This window comes from Curtobacterium sp. MCBD17_008 (assembly GCF_003234475.1).
Taxonomy (GTDB): domain Bacteria; phylum Actinomycetota; class Actinomycetes; order Actinomycetales; family Microbacteriaceae; genus Curtobacterium.
Genome location: NZ_QKTK01000001.1, coordinates 21,879 through 42,453 on the forward strand (window position 1 = coordinate 21,879; position 20,575 = coordinate 42,453).

Annotated in this window: 17 protein-coding genes; 6 read left to right on the forward strand and 11 right to left on the reverse strand. The window is 72.8% G+C overall.

Annotated features, from left to right (window positions below):
• Positions 1–51 precede the first annotated feature (51 nt).
• Positions 52–1,707: a DUF2142 domain-containing protein gene (locus DEI95_RS00110; RefSeq protein ID WP_111059024.1), complete on the forward strand. Its 1,656-nt coding sequence runs from the start codon at positions 52–54 to the stop codon at positions 1,705–1,707.
• A 25-nt stretch (positions 1,708–1,732) separates the two neighbouring features.
• Here DEI95_RS00110 and DEI95_RS00115 read toward each other — a convergent pair whose 3' ends face one another.
• Together DEI95_RS00115 and DEI95_RS00120 are read right to left on the reverse strand one after the other, a co-directional pair.
• Positions 1,733–2,725: a lysylphosphatidylglycerol synthase domain-containing protein gene (locus DEI95_RS00115; RefSeq protein WP_111059025.1), complete on the reverse strand. Its 993-nt coding sequence runs from the start codon at positions 2,723–2,725 to the stop codon at positions 1,733–1,735.
• Positions 2,722–3,945, reverse strand: a complete 1,224-nt coding sequence (locus DEI95_RS00120; RefSeq protein WP_181419567.1) for a polysaccharide pyruvyl transferase family protein — start codon at positions 3,943–3,945, stop codon at positions 2,722–2,724. The genes DEI95_RS00115 and DEI95_RS00120 overlap by 4 nt, the downstream gene beginning before the upstream one ends.
• Before the next feature lie 119 nt (positions 3,946–4,064).
• Between DEI95_RS00120 and DEI95_RS00125 the strand changes: the two genes are divergently transcribed.
• The gene (locus DEI95_RS00125) at positions 4,065–5,273 is read left to right on the forward strand and encodes a glycosyltransferase (RefSeq protein ID WP_110824533.1); all 1,209 of its coding nucleotides are present in this window, start codon (positions 4,065–4,067) and stop codon (positions 5,271–5,273) included.
• A gap of 64 nt (positions 5,274–5,337) precedes the next feature.
• Here the strand turns inward: DEI95_RS00125 and DEI95_RS00130 are convergent, their stop codons facing one another.
• The 3 genes from DEI95_RS00130 to DEI95_RS00140 all read right to left on the reverse strand — a co-directional run bounded on the left by DEI95_RS00130 (position 5,338) and on the right by DEI95_RS00140 (position 8,105).
• A complete protein-coding gene (locus DEI95_RS00130) occupies positions 5,338–6,645 on the reverse strand; it encodes a UDP-glucose/GDP-mannose dehydrogenase family protein (protein WP_110900570.1) in 1,308 nt (435 codons plus the stop codon).
• Between the two features lie 76 nt (positions 6,646–6,721).
• On the reverse strand, positions 6,722–7,255 hold the full coding sequence (locus tag DEI95_RS00135) for a PH domain-containing protein (RefSeq protein ID WP_110889952.1): 534 nt from the start codon (positions 7,253–7,255) through the stop codon (positions 6,722–6,724).
• Positions 7,256–7,259: 4 nt separating this feature from the next.
• Entirely contained in the window at positions 7,260–8,105 is an 846-nt protein-coding gene (locus DEI95_RS00140) for a biotin--[acetyl-CoA-carboxylase] ligase (RefSeq protein ID WP_110824536.1), read from the reverse strand.
• A 74-nt stretch (positions 8,106–8,179) separates the two neighbouring features.
• Here DEI95_RS00140 and DEI95_RS00145 point away from each other — a divergent pair, with 74 nt between their 5' ends.
• Complete coding sequence (locus tag DEI95_RS00145; RefSeq protein ID WP_110824537.1) at positions 8,180–9,775, forward strand: acyl-CoA carboxylase subunit beta; 1,596 nt, start codon at positions 8,180–8,182, stop codon at positions 9,773–9,775.
• Positions 9,772–10,023 carry an acyl-CoA carboxylase subunit epsilon gene (locus DEI95_RS00150; protein WP_110824538.1) on the forward strand — a complete coding sequence of 84 codons (252 nt, stop codon included), beginning with the start codon at positions 9,772–9,774 and terminating at the stop codon, positions 10,021–10,023. Before DEI95_RS00145 ends, DEI95_RS00150 begins: the two co-directional genes overlap by 4 nt.
• Positions 10,024–10,475: 452 nt before the next feature.
• On the opposite strand, the gene DEI95_RS00155 is transcribed toward DEI95_RS00150, so the two are convergent.
• The 4 genes from DEI95_RS00155 to DEI95_RS00170 all read right to left on the reverse strand — a co-directional run bounded on the left by DEI95_RS00155 (position 10,476) and on the right by DEI95_RS00170 (position 14,929).
• A complete protein-coding gene (locus tag DEI95_RS00155) occupies positions 10,476–11,546 on the reverse strand; it encodes a hypothetical protein (protein ID WP_110824539.1) in 1,071 nt (356 codons plus the stop codon).
• On the reverse strand, positions 11,543–12,793 hold the full coding sequence (locus tag DEI95_RS00160; RefSeq protein ID WP_110824540.1) for a sensor histidine kinase: 1,251 nt from the start codon (positions 12,791–12,793) through the stop codon (positions 11,543–11,545). The genes DEI95_RS00155 and DEI95_RS00160 overlap by 4 nt, the downstream gene beginning before the upstream one ends.
• A gap of 24 nt (positions 12,794–12,817) precedes the next feature.
• Positions 12,818–13,543, reverse strand: coding sequence for a response regulator transcription factor (locus DEI95_RS00165; RefSeq protein ID WP_181419566.1), 726 nt, complete (start codon positions 13,541–13,543; stop codon positions 12,818–12,820).
• Positions 13,544–13,669: 126 nt separating this feature from the next.
• On the reverse strand, positions 13,670–14,929 hold the full coding sequence (locus DEI95_RS00170) for a class I SAM-dependent RNA methyltransferase (protein ID WP_110824542.1): 1,260 nt from the start codon (positions 14,927–14,929) through the stop codon (positions 13,670–13,672).
• 14 nt (positions 14,930–14,943) lie between these two features.
• Between DEI95_RS00170 and DEI95_RS00175 the strand changes: the two genes are divergently transcribed.
• Together DEI95_RS00175 and DEI95_RS00180 are read left to right on the forward strand one after the other, a co-directional pair.
• A complete protein-coding gene (locus tag DEI95_RS00175) occupies positions 14,944–15,759 on the forward strand; it encodes a nucleoside triphosphate pyrophosphatase (protein ID WP_111059026.1) in 816 nt (271 codons plus the stop codon).
• A 79-nt stretch (positions 15,760–15,838) separates the two neighbouring features.
• Positions 15,839–17,611 carry a biotin carboxylase N-terminal domain-containing protein gene (locus DEI95_RS00180; RefSeq protein ID WP_110824544.1) on the forward strand — a complete coding sequence of 591 codons (1,773 nt, stop codon included), beginning with the start codon at positions 15,839–15,841 and terminating at the stop codon, positions 17,609–17,611.
• 143 nt (positions 17,612–17,754) lie between these two features.
• Here DEI95_RS00180 and DEI95_RS00185 read toward each other — a convergent pair whose 3' ends face one another.
• Positions 17,755–18,705 (reverse strand): hypothetical protein, encoded by a 951-nt coding sequence (locus tag DEI95_RS00185; RefSeq protein ID WP_146243556.1) that lies wholly within the window; start codon positions 18,703–18,705, stop codon positions 17,755–17,757.
• A gap of 226 nt (positions 18,706–18,931) precedes the next feature.
• Positions 18,932–20,557, reverse strand: a complete 1,626-nt coding sequence (locus tag DEI95_RS00190; RefSeq protein WP_258367395.1) for a phospho-sugar mutase — start codon at positions 20,555–20,557, stop codon at positions 18,932–18,934.
• Positions 20,558–20,575 lie beyond the last annotated feature (18 nt).

Consider the following 20,575-nt stretch of genomic DNA (forward strand, 5'->3'; position numbering starts at 1 on the left):
GCGTCGTGCTCTTCCGGCAGCCCCGAGGCGGCCGGACCGTAGGATGGCCCGGTGCTGACGACGACCGGACGCCGAGCCGACCACCCGCCCGCGACCCGGGCGGAACGGATCGCCGTGGCCGTCGTGACGGTGACCTTCGGCCTCTGGCTGCTCGTCTGGGCCCTCGTCGTCCCGGTCTTCCAGGCACCGGACGAGACCGCCCACATCGACGCGACCGTGCACCTGGCGATCGGCGATCCGTGGGTCGCGCCCGGCGAGATGCACGTCCTCAACGCCGTGCAGGCCGCCGCCGCACAGCAGGCGACCCTGCCGAAGTCCGAGTGGTCTGACTTCGCGGAACTGCTCGGCGGCGCTCCGGGCGAGTCGAGCACCGTGGACCAGATGACGCAGCACCCCCCGACCGCCTACCTCGTCGGTGCCGTCGTCCTCAAGGCGCTGCACTTCGCCGACCTCCGCTGGGACCACGCCGTCCTCGCCCTCCGGCTGGTGGACGTGGCCGCGGTGACCCTGCTGCCGCTGCTGACCTGGGCCTCCGTCCGTCGGCTCACCCGGTCCCCGCGGGCCGCGCTGATCGGTGCGCTCGCGCTCTTCGCCACCCCGCAGCTCGCCTCGATCGCGTCCTCCGTCTCGAACGACGCCCCGGTGATGCTGTTCGCCGGCGTCGTCGTCTGGCTGTCCGTGCGGCTGCTCACGGGCGACCTGGGGTGGCGCACGACGGTCGCGCTCGGCGTCACGCTCGGCGCCCTCATCTGGATCAAGGGGACGGGCCTGCCCGCGGTCCCCTTCGTGGCGCTGGTCGCGCTCGTCGCCGGTGCCGGGGCGCTGACGCTGCGTCGCCGAGTGCTCCGCACCGTCGTCACCGTCGGCGTCGCGGGTCTCATCGGGGCGTGGTGGTGGCTGCACAACATCGTCACGTACGGACGCGTGCAGCCGAACGGCTACACCGCCATGCGACCGCCCAAGGACTTCCCGCCCGGCGAGCACCCGACCCTCGCGCACTTCCTCGACGTCAGCTGGGGCACGCTCGCCAGGACCTTCTGGGGCAGCCCCGGGATCAAGGCGCAGGTGAGCATCGGTGACCTGCTGACGAGTCTGCTGACGCTGGTCGCGCTGGTCGTCGTCCTCGCCTTCGCCTTCCGACGCGCCCCCGACCGGCGCACCGTGCTGGTGCTCGCCGTGTTCCCGGCGCTCCTCATCGGCATCCAGACGTACACGAGCGCCCACGCCTACCTGACCACGACCGAGGTCGCCGCAACCCAGGGACGCTACTACTTCCCGGCGATCGTCTGCCTCGTGGCCCTCAGTGCGGTGGCCTGGCGCCGCCTCGCGCCCCGCGGTCGCGCGGGCGACGGCCTGGCGGTCGGGCTCGCGGTGGTGCTGCCCGGCATCGGGCTCTACGGCCTCGGCGTCGTCGCGAGCTGGTTCTGGAACGCCGCTCGGTCCCCCCCTGACCGCCGCCGGCGTCGCCCGGTACGAGGCGCTCGGCCCGGTGCCACCGGCGCTCGTCGCGGTCGTGCTGCTGCTCGTCGTGGCGGGTCTCGTCGCGACGGTGGTCGCGGTCGTCCGGACGGGAGGCCCGACCCGCCTCCCCGACGCCGCCGAGCGCACGACGACGGTCGTCTAGACCGACGCTCCGCCGAGCGCCCGGCACGGAGCCCGCCGCCGAGCACCCGGCACCGAGCACCCGGAGCGGAGCGGAACTGCTGACCGGGGTCGCCCGACGCGGCGCCGCTCAGTGGCCGGGCGCCGGCTCCACGTCGGCGGGTCCGACCTCGTCCTCGTGGCGTCGCCGCGCGAACCACGTCGGGACCGCCGCCGTCAGCAGGAACAGTGCGTCGACCGCGAGGCTCCAGACACGGGTGACGACCACGACCACGAGCGCGATCGGCACCGGCATGACGAGGCCGAGCAGCAGCGCCTGGACGCCCTCGCGGACGCCGAGCCCGCCCGGGGCGAACACCGCGAGCATACTGATGGCCGACGCCATGCTCGCGGCACCGATGACGAACGCGGCGTCGCGCACGTCGAGTCCCGGGTAGACCGCGAGCGTGATGAAGTAGTACGCCGTGCCGGACAGCACCGCGCCGGCCACGTAAAGACCGGCGCCACCGAGGACGGTCCCCAGGTTCGGCGCGACATCGGCGTCGAGCGGCGGACGGCGGAGGATCCGCAGTGCCGTGCTGATGAGGAAGACGAACACCTTCGGGACGAGGCACACGACGCACCCGACGAAGGCGACGACCATCAGCACGATGATCCACGGGTCCAGCTCGTGCGTCCTCGGGTCGATGAGCAGCAGGACGAGCGCGAGCGCGAGCGTGGCCGCGATCTGCAGTGCGCCCTCGAGCAGGCCGCTGACCCCGAGACGGGCGCGCGAGACGCCGTGCTTCGACGCGAAGTACACCTTGCCGATGATCCAGGTCGCGGCGCCCGGGATGTAGCGACCCATCCAGGACTTCGCGTAGACGAACGTCAGCGCGACGCCGCTGCCCTGCAGACCGGTGGCACCGAGCCGACGGAGCAGGAAGAACCAGATCCCGACGCCCCAGTAGCGGAAGCCGAGGCTGATCGCCGTCGCGACCGCGACCCACCACCAGTTCCACCGGATGCCGGCGAGCTGGCCCCAGTCGACACTGCGGACGTAGAGGAACAGGAAGAGCGCGAGCAGGACGTAGAAGACGATCGGGGCCGCGCGCCGCAGGACCTTCTTGGTCGTCGGACTCACGCGCCGCCCCCGGTGCCGCGCGCGAAGTCGGCGTGCAGCGCGTCGGTCATCCGGGTCACTCCGGCGGCGAGGTCGGTGACGACCCGGTCACGGTGCTCGTCGAGGTCCTCGAGCGACGCGACGACGTCGGCGACGAACGTCGGCGTGAGGGCGTCCTCGATCGGGCGGGCGTAGCGCTGCTGGCCGATCTGCTCGAAGAACAGCCGGCCCTTGTCGACGTAGTAGAGGACCGTGGCGGGCACGCCGGCGATGGTCGCGACGATCGCCGAGTGCAGACGGCTGGCGATGAACAGGCGGCTCCGCGACATCAGGCCCGCGTACTCGGCGGGCGAGAAGTCGTCCGCCTCGACGACGAACGTCCGGTCGCCGTGCCGCATGCCGGCGATGACCTCGCGGGCGAAGGCGGCGTCGCCCTCGGACGCCTCCATGTGCATCGGGTAGAACACGACGTCCGCGTCCCAGCGTTCCACGACGGTGTCGACGAGCTCGGCGAGTGCGGCACGGTAGGTCAGGAGGTCCGCCGACTCCTCCTGGGATCGGCGGAGGGCCTTCGGGATGAAGCGGAACGGGATCCAGCCGCTGCGCTTGTAGTGGAACCAGCGACGCACGCCGATGCCGACCGACCCGTCGAGGCGCTCTGCGGTGAGACCCGTGGCGCGTTCGAGGCGCGCGAGGACGTCGGCGTCGGGAGCGGTGACGGTGCCCACCACGGCCGGGTCGAAGGACGAGATGACCGGCGTCCGCACGCCCCAGGACAGCAGCTTGTCGCGCGACTCCTCGTCGCGCACGATGAACACCTCGGTCAGGTCGACGGTCGCGCGGATGAGCCGCTTGCTGATCGACGCCGTGGTCGGGCCGATGCCCTGGAAGGCGCCGACGACGTGCCGGTTGACCAGGCGCACGAGCAGGAACTTGAGCAGCCAGTACACGAGGCCGAGCTTGTTCGTGTAGTCCTTGAGGATCTCGCCGCCGCCCCACAGGACGACGTCGGCGGTGCGCGCGGCCCGCAGCAGCAGGAAGAGGTCGCCGATGCCCGTGCTGTACGGCGAGATCGGCAGGAAGCGGATGCCGAACCAGGCGCGGTCGCGGTCCGGGTACTGCGAGAGCGACACGATCTCCGCGCCGGGCCAGCGGCGCCGGGCGAGTTCGATGTTCCCGGCGAGGATCGCCCGGTCGCCTCGGTTGTGGGGCGAATCGCTATTGTGGATGAGTACGCGCACGGGTCTCCTGCTCCGGATCCGGCCGCGCCGCACACCGGTCGCGCCGCGGGCCTCCAGCAGGGTACCAACCCGACCAGGGCCGCCCGACCGCGATCGTCCGACGACCGGGAGGTCCCCCCTTGTCCGAACCCGCCCGCCCGGCCACCGCTCGGCCGCGCCTGCTCGTGCTCGCCTCGACGTTCCCGTCGCACCCCGACGACGGCGTCCCCGCGTTCGTGCTCGACCTCGCCCGACAGGAGGCCGTCGAGTTCGACACCGCCGTGCTCACACCGCGCGTCGCGGGTGCCGCCCGCGCCGAGACCGTCGACGGCGTCCGGGTCCGCCGGTTCGCCTACTTCCCGCGACGGTTCGAGGACCTCGCGGACGGCGCGATCCTCGACAACCTCAAGGCCGACCGGAAGCGTGTCCTGCAGGTCCCGGCGCTCGTGGCCGCGCAGTGGCTCGCGGTCCGTCGTGCCGTCCGCGCCGGGAAGCCCGACGTCATCCACGCGCACTGGGCGATCCCGCAGGCCTTCGTCGCGGCGCTCGCGGCCCCGGGCGTCCCCCTCGTCGTCACCACCCACGGCGGGGACGTCTACGCGCTTCGCGCCGCCCCGCTCGTCCGGCTCAAGCAGTGGGTGTTCGGGCGCTCCGCCCACGTCACGACGGTCAACGACGAGATGCGCGAGCGTCTGACGGAGTGGGGCGTGCCGGAGGACCGGTCGAGCGTGATCCCGATGGGCGTCGACCTCGGACCGGCCCGCGCCGCCCGCGAGCAGGCGACCCGCCGACCGGGGCACGTGGTGGCGGTCGGTCGTCTCGTCGAGAAGAAGGGCTTCGGGAACCTCATCGAGGCCCTCCGGGGCGTCGAGGACGTCCCGTGGTCGCTCACCGTCGTCGGTGACGGGCCGTGGCGGGAGCGCCTGGAACGGCAGGCCGCCGGTCTGCCGGTGACCTTCCTCGGGCAGCGCGGCAAGTCGGAGGTGCTCGCCACGCTCGCATCGGCGACCGTGGTCGCACTGCCCTCCGTCGCCGCCGCGAACGGCGACCAGGAGGGACTGCCGGTGACGCTGCTCGAGGCCGCCGCGGTCGGGGCCGCGATCGTCGCGAGCGACCTGCCCGGCATCCGTGAGGTCGTCCGGGACGACCGGTCCGGGCTGCTCGTGGCCCCCGGCGACGTCGACGCCCTGCGGGCCGCGCTCGTCCGGGAGTTGACCGACGACGAGGCACGGACGCGCCACGGGGCAGGCGCTGCCACTGCCGCCGCCGAGTACGCGACGGAGCGGATCGGCGCACGCTACCGCGACGTGCTCCGCTCGGCGCTCCGTGGCGGTCGGCGCTCCGGCTGACCCGGACGTCCTCGGCTGCGGGGCCACCCGACGGTGGTCCCGCAGCCGGTGACCGGTGCTGCGGTCAGCGCCCCATGCCGCGGTAGGTGAAGCCGGCGGCGCGCCAGGCCTCGCGGTCCAGGCAGTTCCGACCGTCGACGACGACCGGCGAGGACACGAGGGCCGCCACCGCCGTCGGGTCGAGTTCGCGGAACTCGTTCCACTCGGTCAGCACGAGCACCAGGTCGGCACCGGTGAGGGCGTCCGTGGCGGTCTCGGCGTAGTCGAGCTCGGGGTGCACGCGGCGTGCGGTGACCACGGCCTCCGGGTCGTACGAGGCGACCGTCGCCCCGAGGTCGCGCAGGCGTGCGGCGATGTCGAGGGCCGGCGAGTCGCGGACGTCGTCGGAGTTCGGCTTGAACGCGAGGCCGAGGACCGCGATCCGCTTGCCCGCGACGGCACCGCCGAGCAGCTCCTGCGCGAGCTCGACGACGTGCGCGCGACGACGGAGGTTCGTGGCGTCGACGTCGGCCAGGAACGCCAGCGACTCGCCGACCCCGAGCTCGTCGGCCCGGGCCTGGAACGCACGGATGTCCTTCGGCAGGCACCCACCGCCGAAGCCGAGGCCGGCGTTCAGGAACTTGCGGCCGATGCGGGCGTCGTGTCCGATGGCGTCGGCGAGCGCCGTGACGTCCGCGCCGACGACCTCGGCGATCTCGGCCATCGAGTTGATGAAGGAGATCTTCGTCGCGAGGAACGCGTTCGCGCTGATCTTCACGAGCTCCGCGGTCGCCAGGTCGACGACCAGGCGCGGGGTGCCGTCGGCGAGGGCCGTGGCGTAGACCTCGTCGAGCGCGGCGACCGCGCGCTGGCCGTCCTCGCCCTCCGGGACGCCGTACACGAAGCGGTCCGGCGTGATGGTGTCCTGCACGGCGAAGCCCTCGCGGAGGAACTCGGGGTTCCAGACGAGCGTGGCACCGGGGACGGCCGCGGTCAGGTCGGCGCCGAGTCGGGCGGCCGTGCCGACGGGCACCGTGGACTTGCCGACGACGAACTCGCCGGCGGAGACGAACGGCGTGAGCGAGGCCATCGCCGCGTCCACGTAGCGGAGGTCGGCGGCGCCGGTCGGGCCCTGCGGGGTGCCGACGGCGAGGAAGTGCACCTGGGCCCCGGCCACCTCGGCCATGTCGGTGGTGAACCGGATGCGCCCGGACGCGATCGCTTCGCCGAGGATCTCGGGCAGTCCCGGCTCGAAGAACGGTGCCTCACCGGCGGCGAGCCGTTCGATCTTCTCCGGGTCGACGTCGACGGCGACGACGTCGTGTCCGAGCTTGGCCATGGAGGCGGCATGCACGGCACCGAGGTAGCCGCAGCCGATGACAGAGATACGCACGCCACGACGCTACCGGTTCCCGGGCCGGTCCACGTGACGGTGGTCCGCGCGGCCGGCCACCCGACCCACGGAGCACTCACGCGTCGCGCGGTGCGGTGCCCCTGACGATGTCGTCCCAGTCCGGTTCCCGGTGCCGACGACGGGCTTCGTGCGCCTCGACGAGGTCGTGCAGCACCGCGACCACGAGGTCGGCGTGCGGGACGTCGGCGAGCACGAGCGCGGGGTCGTCCCCCGGGAACACGAGTACGTCCCCGGACCGGAACAGGCCCTGCGCACCACGGCGTCGCACGGTCACGTCGTACCCGCGGGAGTGCAGGAGCTCACGTCTCGTGCGCGTCCCGAGACCCTGCACGACGACGAGTCGCCTCGTGGTGACGACGTACCGCTGCGACAGCCAGCGCAGGAGCGGGACGACCCCGCCGAGCACGACGAGCGCGAGGGCCACCACGGCGACCACCACGTTCAGCCAGGCCAGCTCGGCCCGGAACACCCCGAAGCCGAACCCGCCGGCCGCGGCCGCGAGCACCACCGTCACCGCCGGACGGACGAGCCGTCGGGCGTGCGGTCGGAGCCGCGCCACGACCAGCTCGGGCGGCGGTTCGTCGGTCATGCCGTCATGCATAGCGCAGGTGGGTGACGTCCCCCACCGCGACGCCCCTGGGCACGCCGCTCCGGTCCCGGATCGTGATGCGCCCGTCGTCGTCGACACCGGTGGCGTCCGCCTCGACCGTCGAGCCGTCGGGCAACTCGAGCCGCACCTGCTGGCCCACGGTCCCGCAGACCGCCCGCACGTGGGAGCGGACCGCCTCGGCCGCCGCCCCGCCGGCGGCGAGCCCCGACACCGCGTCCTGGAGGCCCGTCCAGAGGTCCGCCAGGACCGTGTCGGCGAGCACTGCGGCCGGCTCGGTCGCGCCGGCGACCAGCAGGGAGGTCGCCGTCGGGGTGGGCAGGGCCTCCACCGGGATCGTCGTGTTCACGCCGACGCCGACGACGACGGACCCGTCGGACGCCACCTGGCAGAGGACGCCGGACACCTTGCGGCCGTCGACGAGGACGTCGTTCGGCCACTTCACCAGGACCCGCTGCCCGGTCGACCGAACCGGCTCGTCCGGCTGCCCCTGCTCCGGTGCCCGACCGGCGAGGACCTCGGCGACCGCGTCCCGGACCGCGGCGCCGGCCACGAGCGGCAACCACCCGCGGTCGCGGGGTTCGAGTCCCGCCCGCACGAGCACGCTGGCGGCGAGGGTCTGCCCCGCCGGTGCCACCCAGGAGCGGTCGAGTCGGCCCCGCCCCGCGGTCTGGTCGAGCGTGACGACGACACTGCCGTCCGCGAGGCCGGGTGCGTCACGGAGCAGGTCGGCGTTCGTCGAACCCGTCGTCGCGTGCACCACGAACGTCGCTCCGGCCGCTTCGACGAGGGCACGGGCACGGGGGAACGAGGGCGCGACCGGTGTGGACATGCACGCAAACCTACGGCGCGGAACCGTGGGGGTCCTCCAACGGATGCGGTCGGGACCGCCGGTAGGGTGAGCGGGTGACCACAGGAGACACCCCCGATCTCTCGACGACCGCCGGCCGTCTGGCCGACCTCCGCGACCGGTACCACGAAGCCGTGACCGCCGCTGGCGAGGCCGCGATCGCGAAGCAGCACGCCAAGGGCAAGATGACCGCCAGGGAGCGCATCGCGCAGCTCCTCGACGAGAACTCCTTCGTCGAGCTCGACGAGTTCGTCCGCCACCGCACCTTCGCGTTCGGGATGGAGTCGAAGCGCCCCTACGGAGACGCGGTCGTCACCGGACACGGCACGATCCACGGCCGTCAGGTCGCGGTCTACGCGCAGGACTTCACCGTCTTCGGCGGATCCCTCGGCGAGGTCGCCGGCGAGAAGATCGTCAAGGTGATGGAGCACGCCCTGAAGACCGGCGTGCCGATCATCGGCATCCTCGACTCCGGCGGCGCCCGCATCCAGGAGGGCGTGGTCGCGCTCGGCAAGTACGGCGAGATCTTCCGGCTCAACACCGCGGCCTCCGGGGTCATCCCGCAGATCTCCATCGTGATGGGGCCCGCGGCCGGCGGAGCGGTCTACTCCCCCGCCCTCACCGACTTCGTGATCATGGTCGACAAGACGAGCCACATGTTCGTCACCGGGCCCGACGTGATCAAGACCGTCACGGGCGAGGACGTCGGCTTCGAGGAGCTCGGCGGCGCCCAGACGCACAACGCCGTCTCCGGTGTCGCGCACTACCTGGCCGAGGACGAGACCGACGCGCTCGACTACGCGAGGTCGCTCATCGGCTTCCTGCCGGACAACAACCTGTCGGACCCGCCGAGCTACGACGTCGCACCGGAACTCGAGACGACCGACGCCGACCGCGAGCTCGACGTCGTCATCCCCGACTCGACGAACCAGCCCTACGACGTCACCACGATCATCGAGCACGTCGTCGACGACGGCGAGTTCCTCGAGGTGCAGCCCCTCTTCGCGCCGAACATCATGATCGGCTTCGGCCGCGTCGAGGGTCGTACCGTCGGCATCATCGCGAACCAGCCCCAGGCCATGGCCGGCACGCTGAACATCGACGCCGGCGAGAAGGCCGCGCGCTTCGTCCGCTTCTGCGACGCGTTCGGGATCCCGATCCTCACCCTCGTCGACGTGCCCGGCTACCTGCCCGGCACCGACCAGGAGTGGACCGGCGTGATCCGCCGTGGCGCGAAGCTGCTCTACGCGTACGCCGAGGCGACCGTGCCGCTCGTCACGGTCATCACCCGCAAGGCCTACGGCGGCGCCTACATCGTCATGGGCTCGAAGCAGCTCGGTGCCGACATCAACCTCGCGTGGCCGACCGCCGAGATCGCCGTCATGGGCGGTCAGGGCGCGGTGAACATCCTGTACCGCAGCGAGATCAAGCGGGCGGAGGAGGCCGGCGAGGACGTCGCCGCGGTCCGGACGAAGCTCGCGAACGAGTACACCTACAACGTCGCGTCGCCGTACCTGGCTGCCGAGCGCGGTGAGCTCGACGGCATCATCCAGCCGCACGCCACCCGGGTCTCGGTCATCAAGGCGCTCCGGGCGTTGCGGGGCAAGCGGGCGAGCCTGCCGCCGAAGAAGCACGGGAACATCCCGCTGTGACCGCGCGTCACGCTGCCGCCGTCCCCGCTGACGCCCCCGCGTCGGTCGCGGACGTCCGGGTCGTCGCAGGTGACCCGACGCCGGAGGAGCTCGCCGCCGTCATCGCGGTGCTGCAACGCCAGGCCGACGAGGCCGCGGCCGCCGGGCGCGCTCGCGCCGAGGACTCGCCGCGGTCGGGGTGGGACGCCTCCGCCCGCGGCATGCGCGTCCCTCTGCACCAGGGCACGTGGAGTCGGTCACTCCGCTGACCCGCGTGTACCCCGAGTGCAGCCGGTCGACAGCTGTCGCCCAGGTGCGCGTCCCGTCGGGGTCAGCGGCGGCGACACACCGTTCCGTCTCCCCTCACTCGGGGGACGTATGGGCCGCCGATCCGCGCAGATCCGCGCAATTGTCCCCCGAAATGACGACTGACACCCCGCGGCGGTGCGGGCAGGATTGTCCCTGTTCGGTGTTCTTCGATGAAGTGCATCGGCGGTCGGTGGCCGACTAGGGTACGAAGCCACCACCGTGACGAGTCAGGGCGATATTCGGGTTGTCGCTCTGACTCGGGTCGCGAACGGGCCGGTCGGTAGCTCCGACCGGCCCGTTCCCGTTTCCGGCACCCCGTGCAGCAGTGTGGGCGCGCCTGCGGCAGTGCTGCGCCCGCGGTAGTGCGCCCCCGCACCTGCGGCAGTGCCGACACGAGCCCGCGGCGGTACGGCTACGCGCCGCTCGCGGTCACCGGCGCCGCCCGCGGGATCTCCAGCCAGAGCGCCACCGAGTCGTCGTCCTCGTCGTCGTCCTCGTCCGCCGCGCCCAGGGCCGCCGACTCGCTCTCCGCCGCGTCGAGACGCAGCCCGACCACCGTCACGGCTTCGTCGGCGCCGTCCGGGACGGTCCGCACGATCACGTTGTCCGCCTGGGCAGCGAACGCACGCCGCAGTGCGTCCGCGAGTTCGGCATGCACGCGCGCCAGCTCGGTCGCGTCGAGGTCGTCGAGACCGCCGTCGTCGTGCAGCTGGACGACCGCGCCCCGGCGACGGAGGCGCATCACCTCGCCCCGGACGCCGTCGGACAGCAGGGAGCGTCCACGGATCTCGTCCCGGATCGCCTGCTCGAGGTGCAAGCTCTCCGCGCGCTCGTCCGCGTCGAGGTCGCCGCAGGTGTCGATGATGCGCTGCAGCATCGGCAGCGCCATCCGGGTGGTCTGCCCGAGGCGCACCTGACGCTCCGACACGTGCGCGTCCTGCGCCGCCTGCCAGTCGACCGTCTCCTGCTCGGCCCGGACGAAGTCCCGGGTGATCCGGTTGGCGTGGTTCATCGCGATCGCGAAGCCGGTCGCGACCGACAGCCAGATGACGCTACCGAGTGCGCCGAGCTCGCCGAGCGCACCGGGCCCGGCCCACGCGACCGAGTGCACGGTGCAGAACAGCACTCCGGCCCAGGCGAACGGGCCACGCTGCCGGACGGCGAGCACGACCATGAGCGTGCCGACCGCCGCGATCCACCACGTCGAGTAGGTCGGTGCGACGCTGAGGTCGACCGCCGGCGCACAGACGACGGGCATGACGATCGCGGTGGCGAGCGCGAAGCACGCGACCCACACCGGCAACACCGATCCGCGCACGAACAGCGCGAGTGCGGTGGCCGCGGCGTAGAGGACCATGCACGACACGACACGGGCAGCGTCGGCGGGGTCGGTGGGCAGCGTGGACACGGCGAGCACCAGGTGCACGAGCGAGAACAACGCGGCGAGCCCGGTCGCGCTGCCGGCCGTGACCGACGCCCTCACCGGAGTCCCTCCGTCCCGAGGGCCGGCTGCGGCGCGGGCCACCGGAGCACGACACGCGTCCCGGACCCCGGCGCCGACAGGACCTCGGCGACGCCGTCTGCCGCCGCCATCCGCTCGATGATCGACCGCCGGACGCCGAGTCGCTCGGCGGGGACCGTCCGCTGGTCGAACCCGGCACCGTCGTCGGCCACCTCGACCCGGACCCTGCCGCCCGCGGCGTCGATCGTCACCCACCGGTGCGCGTCCGTCCCCGCATGCTGGACGCTGTTGACCGCTGCCTGCAGTGCGGCGGACGCGAGGGCGTCGGCGGCGGAGGTCGGCACGGCGGGTCCGTCGGACGGGACGCTGCGTACCTCGACGGGAGCGGCGAGCGTGGTCACCGAGGTGACGATCCGGTCCCGGAGTGCGGAGAACGGCACCGCCGGGTCCTCCCCCGGGCCGTCCGCGGCCGCGGCGGCGAGGTGGTCGATCGCGTTGCGTGCCATCCGGGCCGCGAGTGTCTTCGCCTCGGGCGTGTCCGCCCGGGCTGCGGACAGCAGGGTCGTGAGCACGCTGTCGTGCACGATCGCGTCGACCTGGACGCGCTCGACCTCGGTGGCGTGCTCGCGGATCGCCCGCGAGTAGCGGCGCACCGCGGTCGCCTGGGCGACGTCCACGGCCGCGGCGGCCCGGCGCAGCACCACGATGAGCACGAGCGCCGCGGTGCCGAGGACGGCGGTGTACACGCCGTCGAGCAGCGCGCGCTGGAGGCCGACCGCCCCACCCGCCGGCGACAACCGCAGCACGATGTACACGATCGGGACGAGCGCGTTGTAGACGGCCGCCCGCCAGGTGGCGAAGCTGAGGGACGCGGCGATGGTGCCGACGTTGCAGAGCCACCACGGCCACGGGATCTCGGCCGCGGAGAGCGGTTCACGGACGGTCAGCGGGAAGGTCACCAGCGCGACGAAGAACAGCAGCGCGCAGAGGATCTGCGCGGGCTGCGCCCACCGCTGCGCGAACGCCGAGGCGCCGACCGCCAGGAGCGACAGCCCGACCACGATGGTCGTCGCCGGCGCCCAGAACGCATCGAGCAACGGCAGCTGCTTGAACAGCGACGGTGTGTTCACCGCGCCGAACCCGATCGCCGCGATCGCCATGAGGATCGTGAACGCCCGGTCCAGGGACGCCTGCGTGATCGTGGCGCGCACGGACCGGGACGGGTCCGCCATGGTGGAGGTCGACGTGACGACCGCCTCGGCCGTCACGAGGACCGCCGGGCGCAGACGTCGTCAGCGGCCATCGCCGTCGGGGTCGATGCCGGAGTCGAGCCCCGGCAGGATCCCGTCCTCCACCGCACGACGGAGGAGGTCGACCTTGGTCGGGGCCGGACGGCCGACCTCGACGTACTTCACGCGGATGCGGTCGAGGTACTCCCGCGCGGTCGAGTACCCGATGCCGAGCTGCTGGGCCGCGAGCTTGAGCGGCAGCCCCGATGCGTACAGGTGCAGGATCTCCCGCTCACGTCGGCCGAGCTGCGCCTTCGCGAAGTCCCGGTCGGCGTCGATCGCGCTCGCCCATTCGAGGTTGTTGAGGACGTCGCCACGAGCGACGGTCGCCACGGCCGCCATCACGGTCTTCGTGGCGGAGGACTTCGGGATGACGCCGGCGGCCCCTGCCGCCAGTGCCTCGCGCACGTTCGCGACGCGGTCGGCGATGCTGTGCACGAGGACGGCGGAGCCGGTGCCCTGCACGCCCTTGACGTTCTCGGTCACCGTCGAGCCGTCACCGAGCGACAGGTCGAGGACGACGACGTCGACCTCGCGTCCGCCGAGCTGTGCGATGTACTCCGGGACGCTCGCGGCGGTGAGGACCACCTCGAACCCCTCGTTCTGGCAGGCGGCCTGGATGCCCAGTCGGACCGACTCGTGGTCGTCCACGACCGCGACCCGGACCGGTCGTGTCCCGAGACCGGCAGTCCCTGTCGTGCCGGTCGATGTGCTGGTGGTGTCTCCCACGGTTGCCTCTCGTTGTGACGACGCACCGGGCCCTGTCCCGACGGCCGTCCAGACACCAAGGATACCCAGGTCAGGGTCAGCTTCGTACCCCGCGACGGAAGTGCCGGGCCGGATGCGCCGACCGGCTCAGGCGACCGGCACCAGACGGGCCACGGCCTCCAGGTGGTGGGTGTGCGGGAAGAGGTCGAAGGCGCGCAGGGCCTCCAGTCGGTAGCCGAGGTCGGCGAAGGTGGCCACGTCCCGTGCCAGTGCGACCGGGTCGCAGGCGACGTAGACGACCTGGGCCGGCTGCAGCGCCGCGACGGACACCACGACGTCCCGACCGGCACCGGCTCGGGGCGGGTCGAGCACCACGGTGCCGGCGCGGAAGCGGTCACGCTCCGGACGCGAGGCGTGCTCGACCGTGCGGGCCAACCAACGATCGACCCGGCCGGTCTCGGCACGGGCACCGATCCACTCGGCGAGGTTCTCCTGCGCGTGCTCCGTCGCCCGGGTCGCGCTCTCGACGCTCGTGACCCGGGCACGCGGCCCGGCGAGGTCGGCGAGCGCGGCGGCGAGGAGGCCGACGCCGCCGTACAGGTCGAGGTGCTGGCCCTCCGGGTCCAGGCGCGCGGGGTCGACCAGGTCGTGCACGGCGGCGGTGAGGACGGCGGGCGCCGCCCGGTGCACCTGCCAGAAGCCGGTGTCGTCCACGGCGAAGGTCCGGTCGCCGACGACCTCGTGCACGACGGTCGGGCGCTGGGCGTCGACCACGAGCCGGGCTCCCTCGGAGCCGCTCGGGCTGAGGACGTCGACGACCTCCGCCCCCGGCATCGAGCCGCGGGCGATCGGTGCGGACGCCTGCACGGCAGCGGTCGCGAGCGGCAGCGAGGTGACCGGGACGACGGTGTGCGACCGCGCAGCGAAGGGGCCGGGCGTGCCGTCGGCGTCGACGTGCAGCCGGATGCGGGTGCGCCACCCGAGGCCGTCCGCCTCGTCGTCGCCGGGCGCCGACTCCACGACGACGGGCGTGCCGAGCAGGTCGTCGAGGTCGACCCGGGCGAACCGCGAGAACGAGTCGACGAGGACGTCCCGCTTCAGGGTCCGCTGGTGGGCCAGGGCGATGTGCCCGAACTCGGCGCCGCCCGGGCGGACGGCGGGGTCACGGTCCAGGGCCGCCTCCGGCCAGACGTGGTCGACGCGGTGCTCGCTCGGCTCGAGGACCTCGACCGTGTCAGCGCGCCAGAACGACTTCTTCCGGTCCTCGGACACACGGGCGACGACCCGCTCCCCGGGGACGGCGTCCGTGACGAACACCACGCGTCCCTCGTGCCGTGCCACCGAGATGCCGCCGTGGGCGATCCCGGTGACGTCGAGTTCGAGCAGTGTGCCGACGGATTCACCCATGGTTCGATGTTCCCATGCGTCTGTACCTCGCGAGCACCTCCCCCGCCCGTCGTGCGCTCCTGGCGCAGTCCGGGATCGAGCCGGTGCTCGTGTCGCCGGGCGTCGACGAGGACGCGGTGGGCGCCGCGGAACGGGAACGGCTCGGGCGGGACCTGACCGGGCCGGAGCTCGTGGCGCTGCTCGCGGTCGCCAAGGCAACGGCGGTCGCCGACGGCTCGGTGACGGTCGACGACGGCGCTCCGCTCGACGGCGTCGTCTTCGGCGGCGACTCGGCGTTCGAGGTCGACGGGCGGCTGTACGGCAAGCCGCACGACCCGGAGGTCGCCCGGGAGCGCTGGCGACAGATGCTCGCCGCCGGTGGCGGGACGCTGTGGAGCGGCCACTGCGTCATCGACCGGCGGGCCGGCAGCGGACCGGCCGTGTCGGGGCCGGGAGGCGCGGGGCGGGCGGATGACGAGCCTCCCGTCCGATCCGCAGCACCGGCGCGGACCGGGTCCGGGACGTCGGCGTCGACCGACGCGGTCCCGTCGCTGGGCGCCGTCGCGCCCGGCGGGTCGGCACTCGTCGTCGACGGCGACCGCGTGGTCGCGGTCGACAGCGCCGTCCTCACCTTCGCCGACGACATGTCCCCGGCGGAGATCGACGCCTACGTCGCCACGGGCGAGCCCCTCGAGGTGGCCGGCGCGTTCACGATCGACGGCCGGGCGGCCGCCTACATCACGCGGATCGACGGGACTCCGTCCGCGGTCGTCGGACTCTCGCTCCCCGTGCTCCGGTCGATGCTCCTCCGGGGCTTCGGGCTCGCCTGGCACGACCTCTGGGCGCTGTAGACATCCACCTGCATCCCGAGGGGTTTCTTGTGGATGCCGGTCAAAACACGACCTCGGCACACGAATACGCTGATGTTCCATGCCCCGCATCAGCAAGGTCCTCATCGCGAACCGCGGCGAGATCGCCGTCCGCATCATCCGCGCGGCCCGCGACGCGGGCAAGGCCTCGGTCGCGGTCTACGCCGACCAGGACCGTGACGCCCTGCACGCACGCCTCGCCGACGAGGCCTACGCGCTGAACGGCACCACGAGCGCCGACACCTACCTGGTCATCGAGAAGATCATCTCGGTCGCCCGCCGCTCCGGTGCCGACGCCGTCCACCCGGGCTACGGCTTCCTCGCCGAGAACGCCGACTTCGCCCGTGCGGTCATCGACGCCGGACTCACCTGGATCGGCCCGTCGCCCGAGTCGATCGAGCGCCTCGGCGACAAGGTCTCCGCGCGGCACGTCGCCGAGAAGGTCGGGGCGCCGCTCGCCCCCGGCACCATCGAGCCGGTGCAGGACGTGTCCGAGGTCTTCGACTTCGTCGACCAGGTCGGCCTGCCCGTGGCGATCAAGGCCGCCTTCGGTGGCGGTGGGCGAGGCCTCAAGGTCGTGCGCGACCGTGCCTCCGTCGAGGAGCTCTTCGAGTCCGCGACGCGCGAGGCCATCGCCGCGTTCGGTCGCGGCGAGTGCTTCGTCGAGAAGTACCTCGACAAGCCGCGCCACGTCGAGACCCAGTGCCTCGCCGACGAGCACGGCAACGTCGTCGTCGTGTCGACGCGTGACTGCTCGCTGCAGCGTCGGCACCAGAAGCTCGTCGAGGAGGCCCCGGCGCCGTACCTGACGGACTCCCAGCAGGAGCGGCTGTACGCGTCGTCGAAGGCGATCCTCCGCGAGGTCGGCTACGTCGGCGCGGGCACGTGCGAGTTCCTCATCGGCGCCGACGGCACGGTGTCGTTCCTCGAGGTGAACACCCGTCTCCAGGTCGAGCACTGCGTGTCCGAGGAGGTCACCGGCATCGACCTCGTCCGCGAGCAGTTCCGCATCGCCGAGGGCGGCACGCTCGACTACGCCGACCCGACCCCGCGCGGGCACTCGTTCGAGTTCCGCATCAACGGGGAGGACCCGGGCCGCAACTTCTTCCCCGCGCCGGGTCCGGTGCACGTCTTCAACGCCCCGTCGGGCCCCGGCGTCCGGGTCGACTCCGGCGTGGTGTCGGGCGACGTCGTCTCCGGCTCGTTCGACTCGATGCTCGCGAAGCTCATCGTGACCGGCGCCACCCGCGCCGAGGCCCTCGAGCGCTCCCGCCGCGCCCTCGCCGAGTTCGAGGTCGCCGGGCTCCCCACCGTCATCCCGTTCCACCGCGCGGTCGTCAGCGACCCGGCCTTCGCGACCGACGACGCCACGCCGTTCTCGATCTACACGCAGTGGATCGAGACCGACTTCGTCAACGAGATCCCGGCCTGGAGCGGTGAACCCGAGGAGCTCCCGGTCCCCGGCGAGCGTGACAGCGTGGTCGTCGAGGTGCAGGGCAAGCGCATCGAGGTCACGATGCCGTCGATCGTCGGTGGCTCCGGTGGCGCCCGTCGTCCGTCCGGCCCCTCCGCGCCGCCCAAGCGCCGGTCCTCGGCGGTCAAGGGTGGACGCGCGGCGTCTGGTTCCTCGGTCGCGTCGCCGATGCAGGCCACCGTCGTGAAGCTCGCGGTCGCCGAGGGCGACACCGTCGTCAAGGGCGACCTGCTCGTCGTGCTCGAGGCCATGAAGATGGAGCAGCCCGTCCAGGCGCACAAGGACGGCGTCGTCACGGGGTTGAACGCCCCCGTGGGCCAGACGGTCTCCTCCGGGCACGTCCTGCTCGAGCTCGCGTAGCGCGGGCCGCGCGGCGTGCCCCGCGGCGCCGATCGGACCCGCACAACACGAACCGCCCCGAACCACGGCCATCCGTGGTTCGGGGCGGTCTTCGTTGTGCGGCGCCGATCCGCGCTGGGACCCCGCGGTGCCGCTGCCGTCGTTCACCGGATCGTCCGGAACCGTCGCTCCTCCAGCGGGAGGCCGAGGCCCACGAGCAGTGCCCGCAGCAGGCTCGTGTCCTGCGTCTCCGCCCAGCCGAACCGCCCGACCCGCCGCACCTCCGGGACGAGTCGGAGTCGGTCCTCGCGACGCTTCTCCTGGACGAGGACGTCCTCGGCGGTGAGGCCGGCAGCGCGCAGCGCCGGGTCCCAGTACTTCGCCGCGCCGTCGAACTCGAGGACGATGCCCTGGTCGGGGAACCAGAAGTCGACCCGCGCGACGAAACCCGCTCGGTCCTGGAAGTCGACCTGGAGTCGCGGCCGTGGTGCCCCGACCTCGTCCAGCGCCACCCGGGCGATCGACTCCCCCACCGATCCAGTGCGCTGGTCCGCGAACGCGATCGCGAACCGCGCACGGTCCCGGCCGTGGACAGCGGACCGGGAGCTGAGTTCCGCTTGGAGTGCCGCGCGGTCGGTGCCACGTTGCAACGCGACGTCGAGCACGGGGACGGAGCGCCGGAGTTCCTGCGTCAGCGCGATGTCCACGACCGTGGTCAGCAGGTCCGTGACCGCCCGACCGGACGGGGTCCGGACGACGCGTGTCGCCCGCCCCTTCCCGGGGTGCTTCCGCAGCAGTCGGAGCGACTGGGCGGTCTCGCGGTGCGGGTCGATGACGTCGACCACCTCGGGCAGTTCCCCGCTCCAGGGCAGTCCGTGCAGAGCGACGGCCGAGACGTGGGACACGACGAGCCGCTGCGCGATCCGGTCGTCGATCGCGTCGATCCGGGCGAGGTGGCGGGTCCGGGGGTCGGCCGCTCGCCACCGCTCGGCCTCGACGTACCTGCCGGGAGCGAGCCGGACGAGGACGCCTCGGTCGGCAGCCGCGACGAGGTCGGCTCCTCGTCGACCGGTGGGGTCGGCAGTGCCACCCCTGATGATGTGGAGTCGTTGCATCCCTGCAGCCTCGTGCGCTGCCCGTCCGGCGACGATCGACTCCACCCACCCTGTGGACACCAGCGGGGAAGCCGCCCGTCGTGGAGGACGAGCCCGGTTCCGGTCGCACCGACACAACGAGAACCCGCTCGAACCATCGGATCCAGTGGTTCGAGCGGGTTCTCGTTGTGCGCGTGCGCCGCGTGCCGGTTCACCCGCACCGCGCGCGTGCGCGGTGCGGAGCGCGCTACGACACGAGGGGGCGGACCGCCGCCGCCAGGCGGTCGGTCAGGGCGCCGGCCTCGGCCGACGTGTCCGCGACGGTGTCGATGTAGACCTTCACCTTGGGCTCCGTGCCGCTCGGGCGGACGATGACCCGCGCCCCGCCCTCCAGGTCGAAGCGCAGGATGTCGGACGGCGGGAAGCCCTCGACGCCGTCCAGGAAGTCGGTCACCGAGGTGATCGTGATGCCGCCGAGTTCCGTCGGCGTGGACGATCGCAGGGAGGCCATGATCTCCCCGATGCGCGACAGGTCGTCGACGCGGGTCGAGACCTGCCCGGAGGAGAACGCCCCGAACCGCTCGGCGAACGCGTCGAGCTGGTCGGCGATGGTCTTCCCGTCGGCAGCGAGTTCGGTCGCGAGCGACAGCAGTTCGAGTGCGGCGGAGATGCCGTCCTTGTCGCGCACGACCTGCGGGTCGACGAGGTACCCCAGAGCTTCCTCGTAACCGAACAGCAGGTCGGGGACGCGGGAGACCCACTTGAACCCGGTGAGGGTGTCGCGGTACCCGAGGCCGTGCTGTTCGGCGACGCGGGACAGCGCCGGCGAGCTGACGATCGAGGCGGCGAGGACCCCGGTCGAGCCGGCGGCGGCAGCACGGGCCGCGGCACGCCAGCCGAGGAGCCAGCCGACCTCGTTGCCGGAGAGTCGACGGTAGGAGCCGGCACCGTCGGGGATCGCGAGCGCCAGGCGGTCGGCGTCCGGGTCGTTGGCGATGACGAGGTCCGCTCCGAGTTCGGCACCGCGCGCGATCGACAGGTCCATCGCGCCCGGCTCCTCCGGGTTCGGGAAGGACACCGTCGGGAACGCCCCGTCCGGCTCGATCTGCTCGGGCACCACCGCGGGCTCACGGAAACCGGCACGCGTGAACACGGCCCGGGCCGTCTCCCACCCGACGCCGTGCATGGCCGTGTAGACGACGGAGGGCTGCGCCTCGACCGCGAGGAGCGGGGCCGGCACGGTCGCGGCCGTGGCGTCGACGTACGCCTGCACGAGGGTCTGGTCCGCGACGGTGTAGTCCGTCGCCCGGTCGAGCGACCGGATGTCCCCCGCGGCGACGACGTCGATCGCGGCGGCGATCTCGGCGTCGACCGGCGGCACGATCTGCGAGCCCGCGTCCGCACCGCCGAGGTACACCTTGTAGCCGTTGTCCCGCGGCGGGTTGTGGCTGGCCGTGACCATGACACCGGCACCGACGTCGAGGTGCCGGACGGCGAACGCGACGAGCGGCGTCGGCAGCGCGCTCGGGAGCAGCGTGACGTCGAGCCCGAGGCCGCGCATGACCTCGGCGGAGTCCCGCGCGAAGACGTCCGAGTTGACGCGACCGTCGTACCCGATCACGACGCTGCGGTCACGGCCGGAGTCGATGAGGAAGCGGGCGAGACCGGCGGCCGCCTGCGTGACGACGACTCGGTTCATCCGCAGCGGACCGGCACCGAGTTCGGCGCGGAGACCGGCGGTCCCGAACTGCAGCCGACCGGCGAACCGTGCTGTCAGTTCGTCCGTGTCCGCCGCGTCGACCAGCTCCTGCAGTTCCGCGCGGGTCTCCTGGTCGGGGTCCTGTTCGATCCACGCACGGGCGGTCGTCAGCACGTCCGGCGCACCCCCGTC

What these genes read in the sequence shown, in the direction of transcription:
- DEI95_RS00135 (WP_110889952.1), bottom strand. Translation starts at nt 7,255, where the DNA reads ATGACCGACGAACCGCCGCCCGAGCTGGTCGTGGCGCGGCTCCGACCG.
- DEI95_RS00140 (WP_110824536.1), bottom strand. Translation starts at nt 8,105, where the DNA reads ATGTCCACACCGGTCGCGCCCTCGTTCCCCCGTGCCCGTGCCCTCGTC.
- DEI95_RS00170 (WP_110824542.1), bottom strand. Translation starts at nt 14,929, where the DNA reads ATGGGTGAATCCGTCGGCACACTGCTCGAACTCGACGTCACCGGGATC.
- DEI95_RS00175 (WP_111059026.1), top strand. Translation starts at nt 14,944, where the DNA reads ATGCGTCTGTACCTCGCGAGCACCTCCCCCGCCCGTCGTGCGCTCCTG.
- DEI95_RS00180 (WP_110824544.1), top strand. Translation starts at nt 15,839, where the DNA reads ATGCCCCGCATCAGCAAGGTCCTCATCGCGAACCGCGGCGAGATCGCC.
- DEI95_RS00185 (WP_146243556.1), bottom strand. Translation starts at nt 18,705, where the DNA reads ATGCAACGACTCCACATCATCAGGGGTGGCACTGCCGACCCCACCGGT.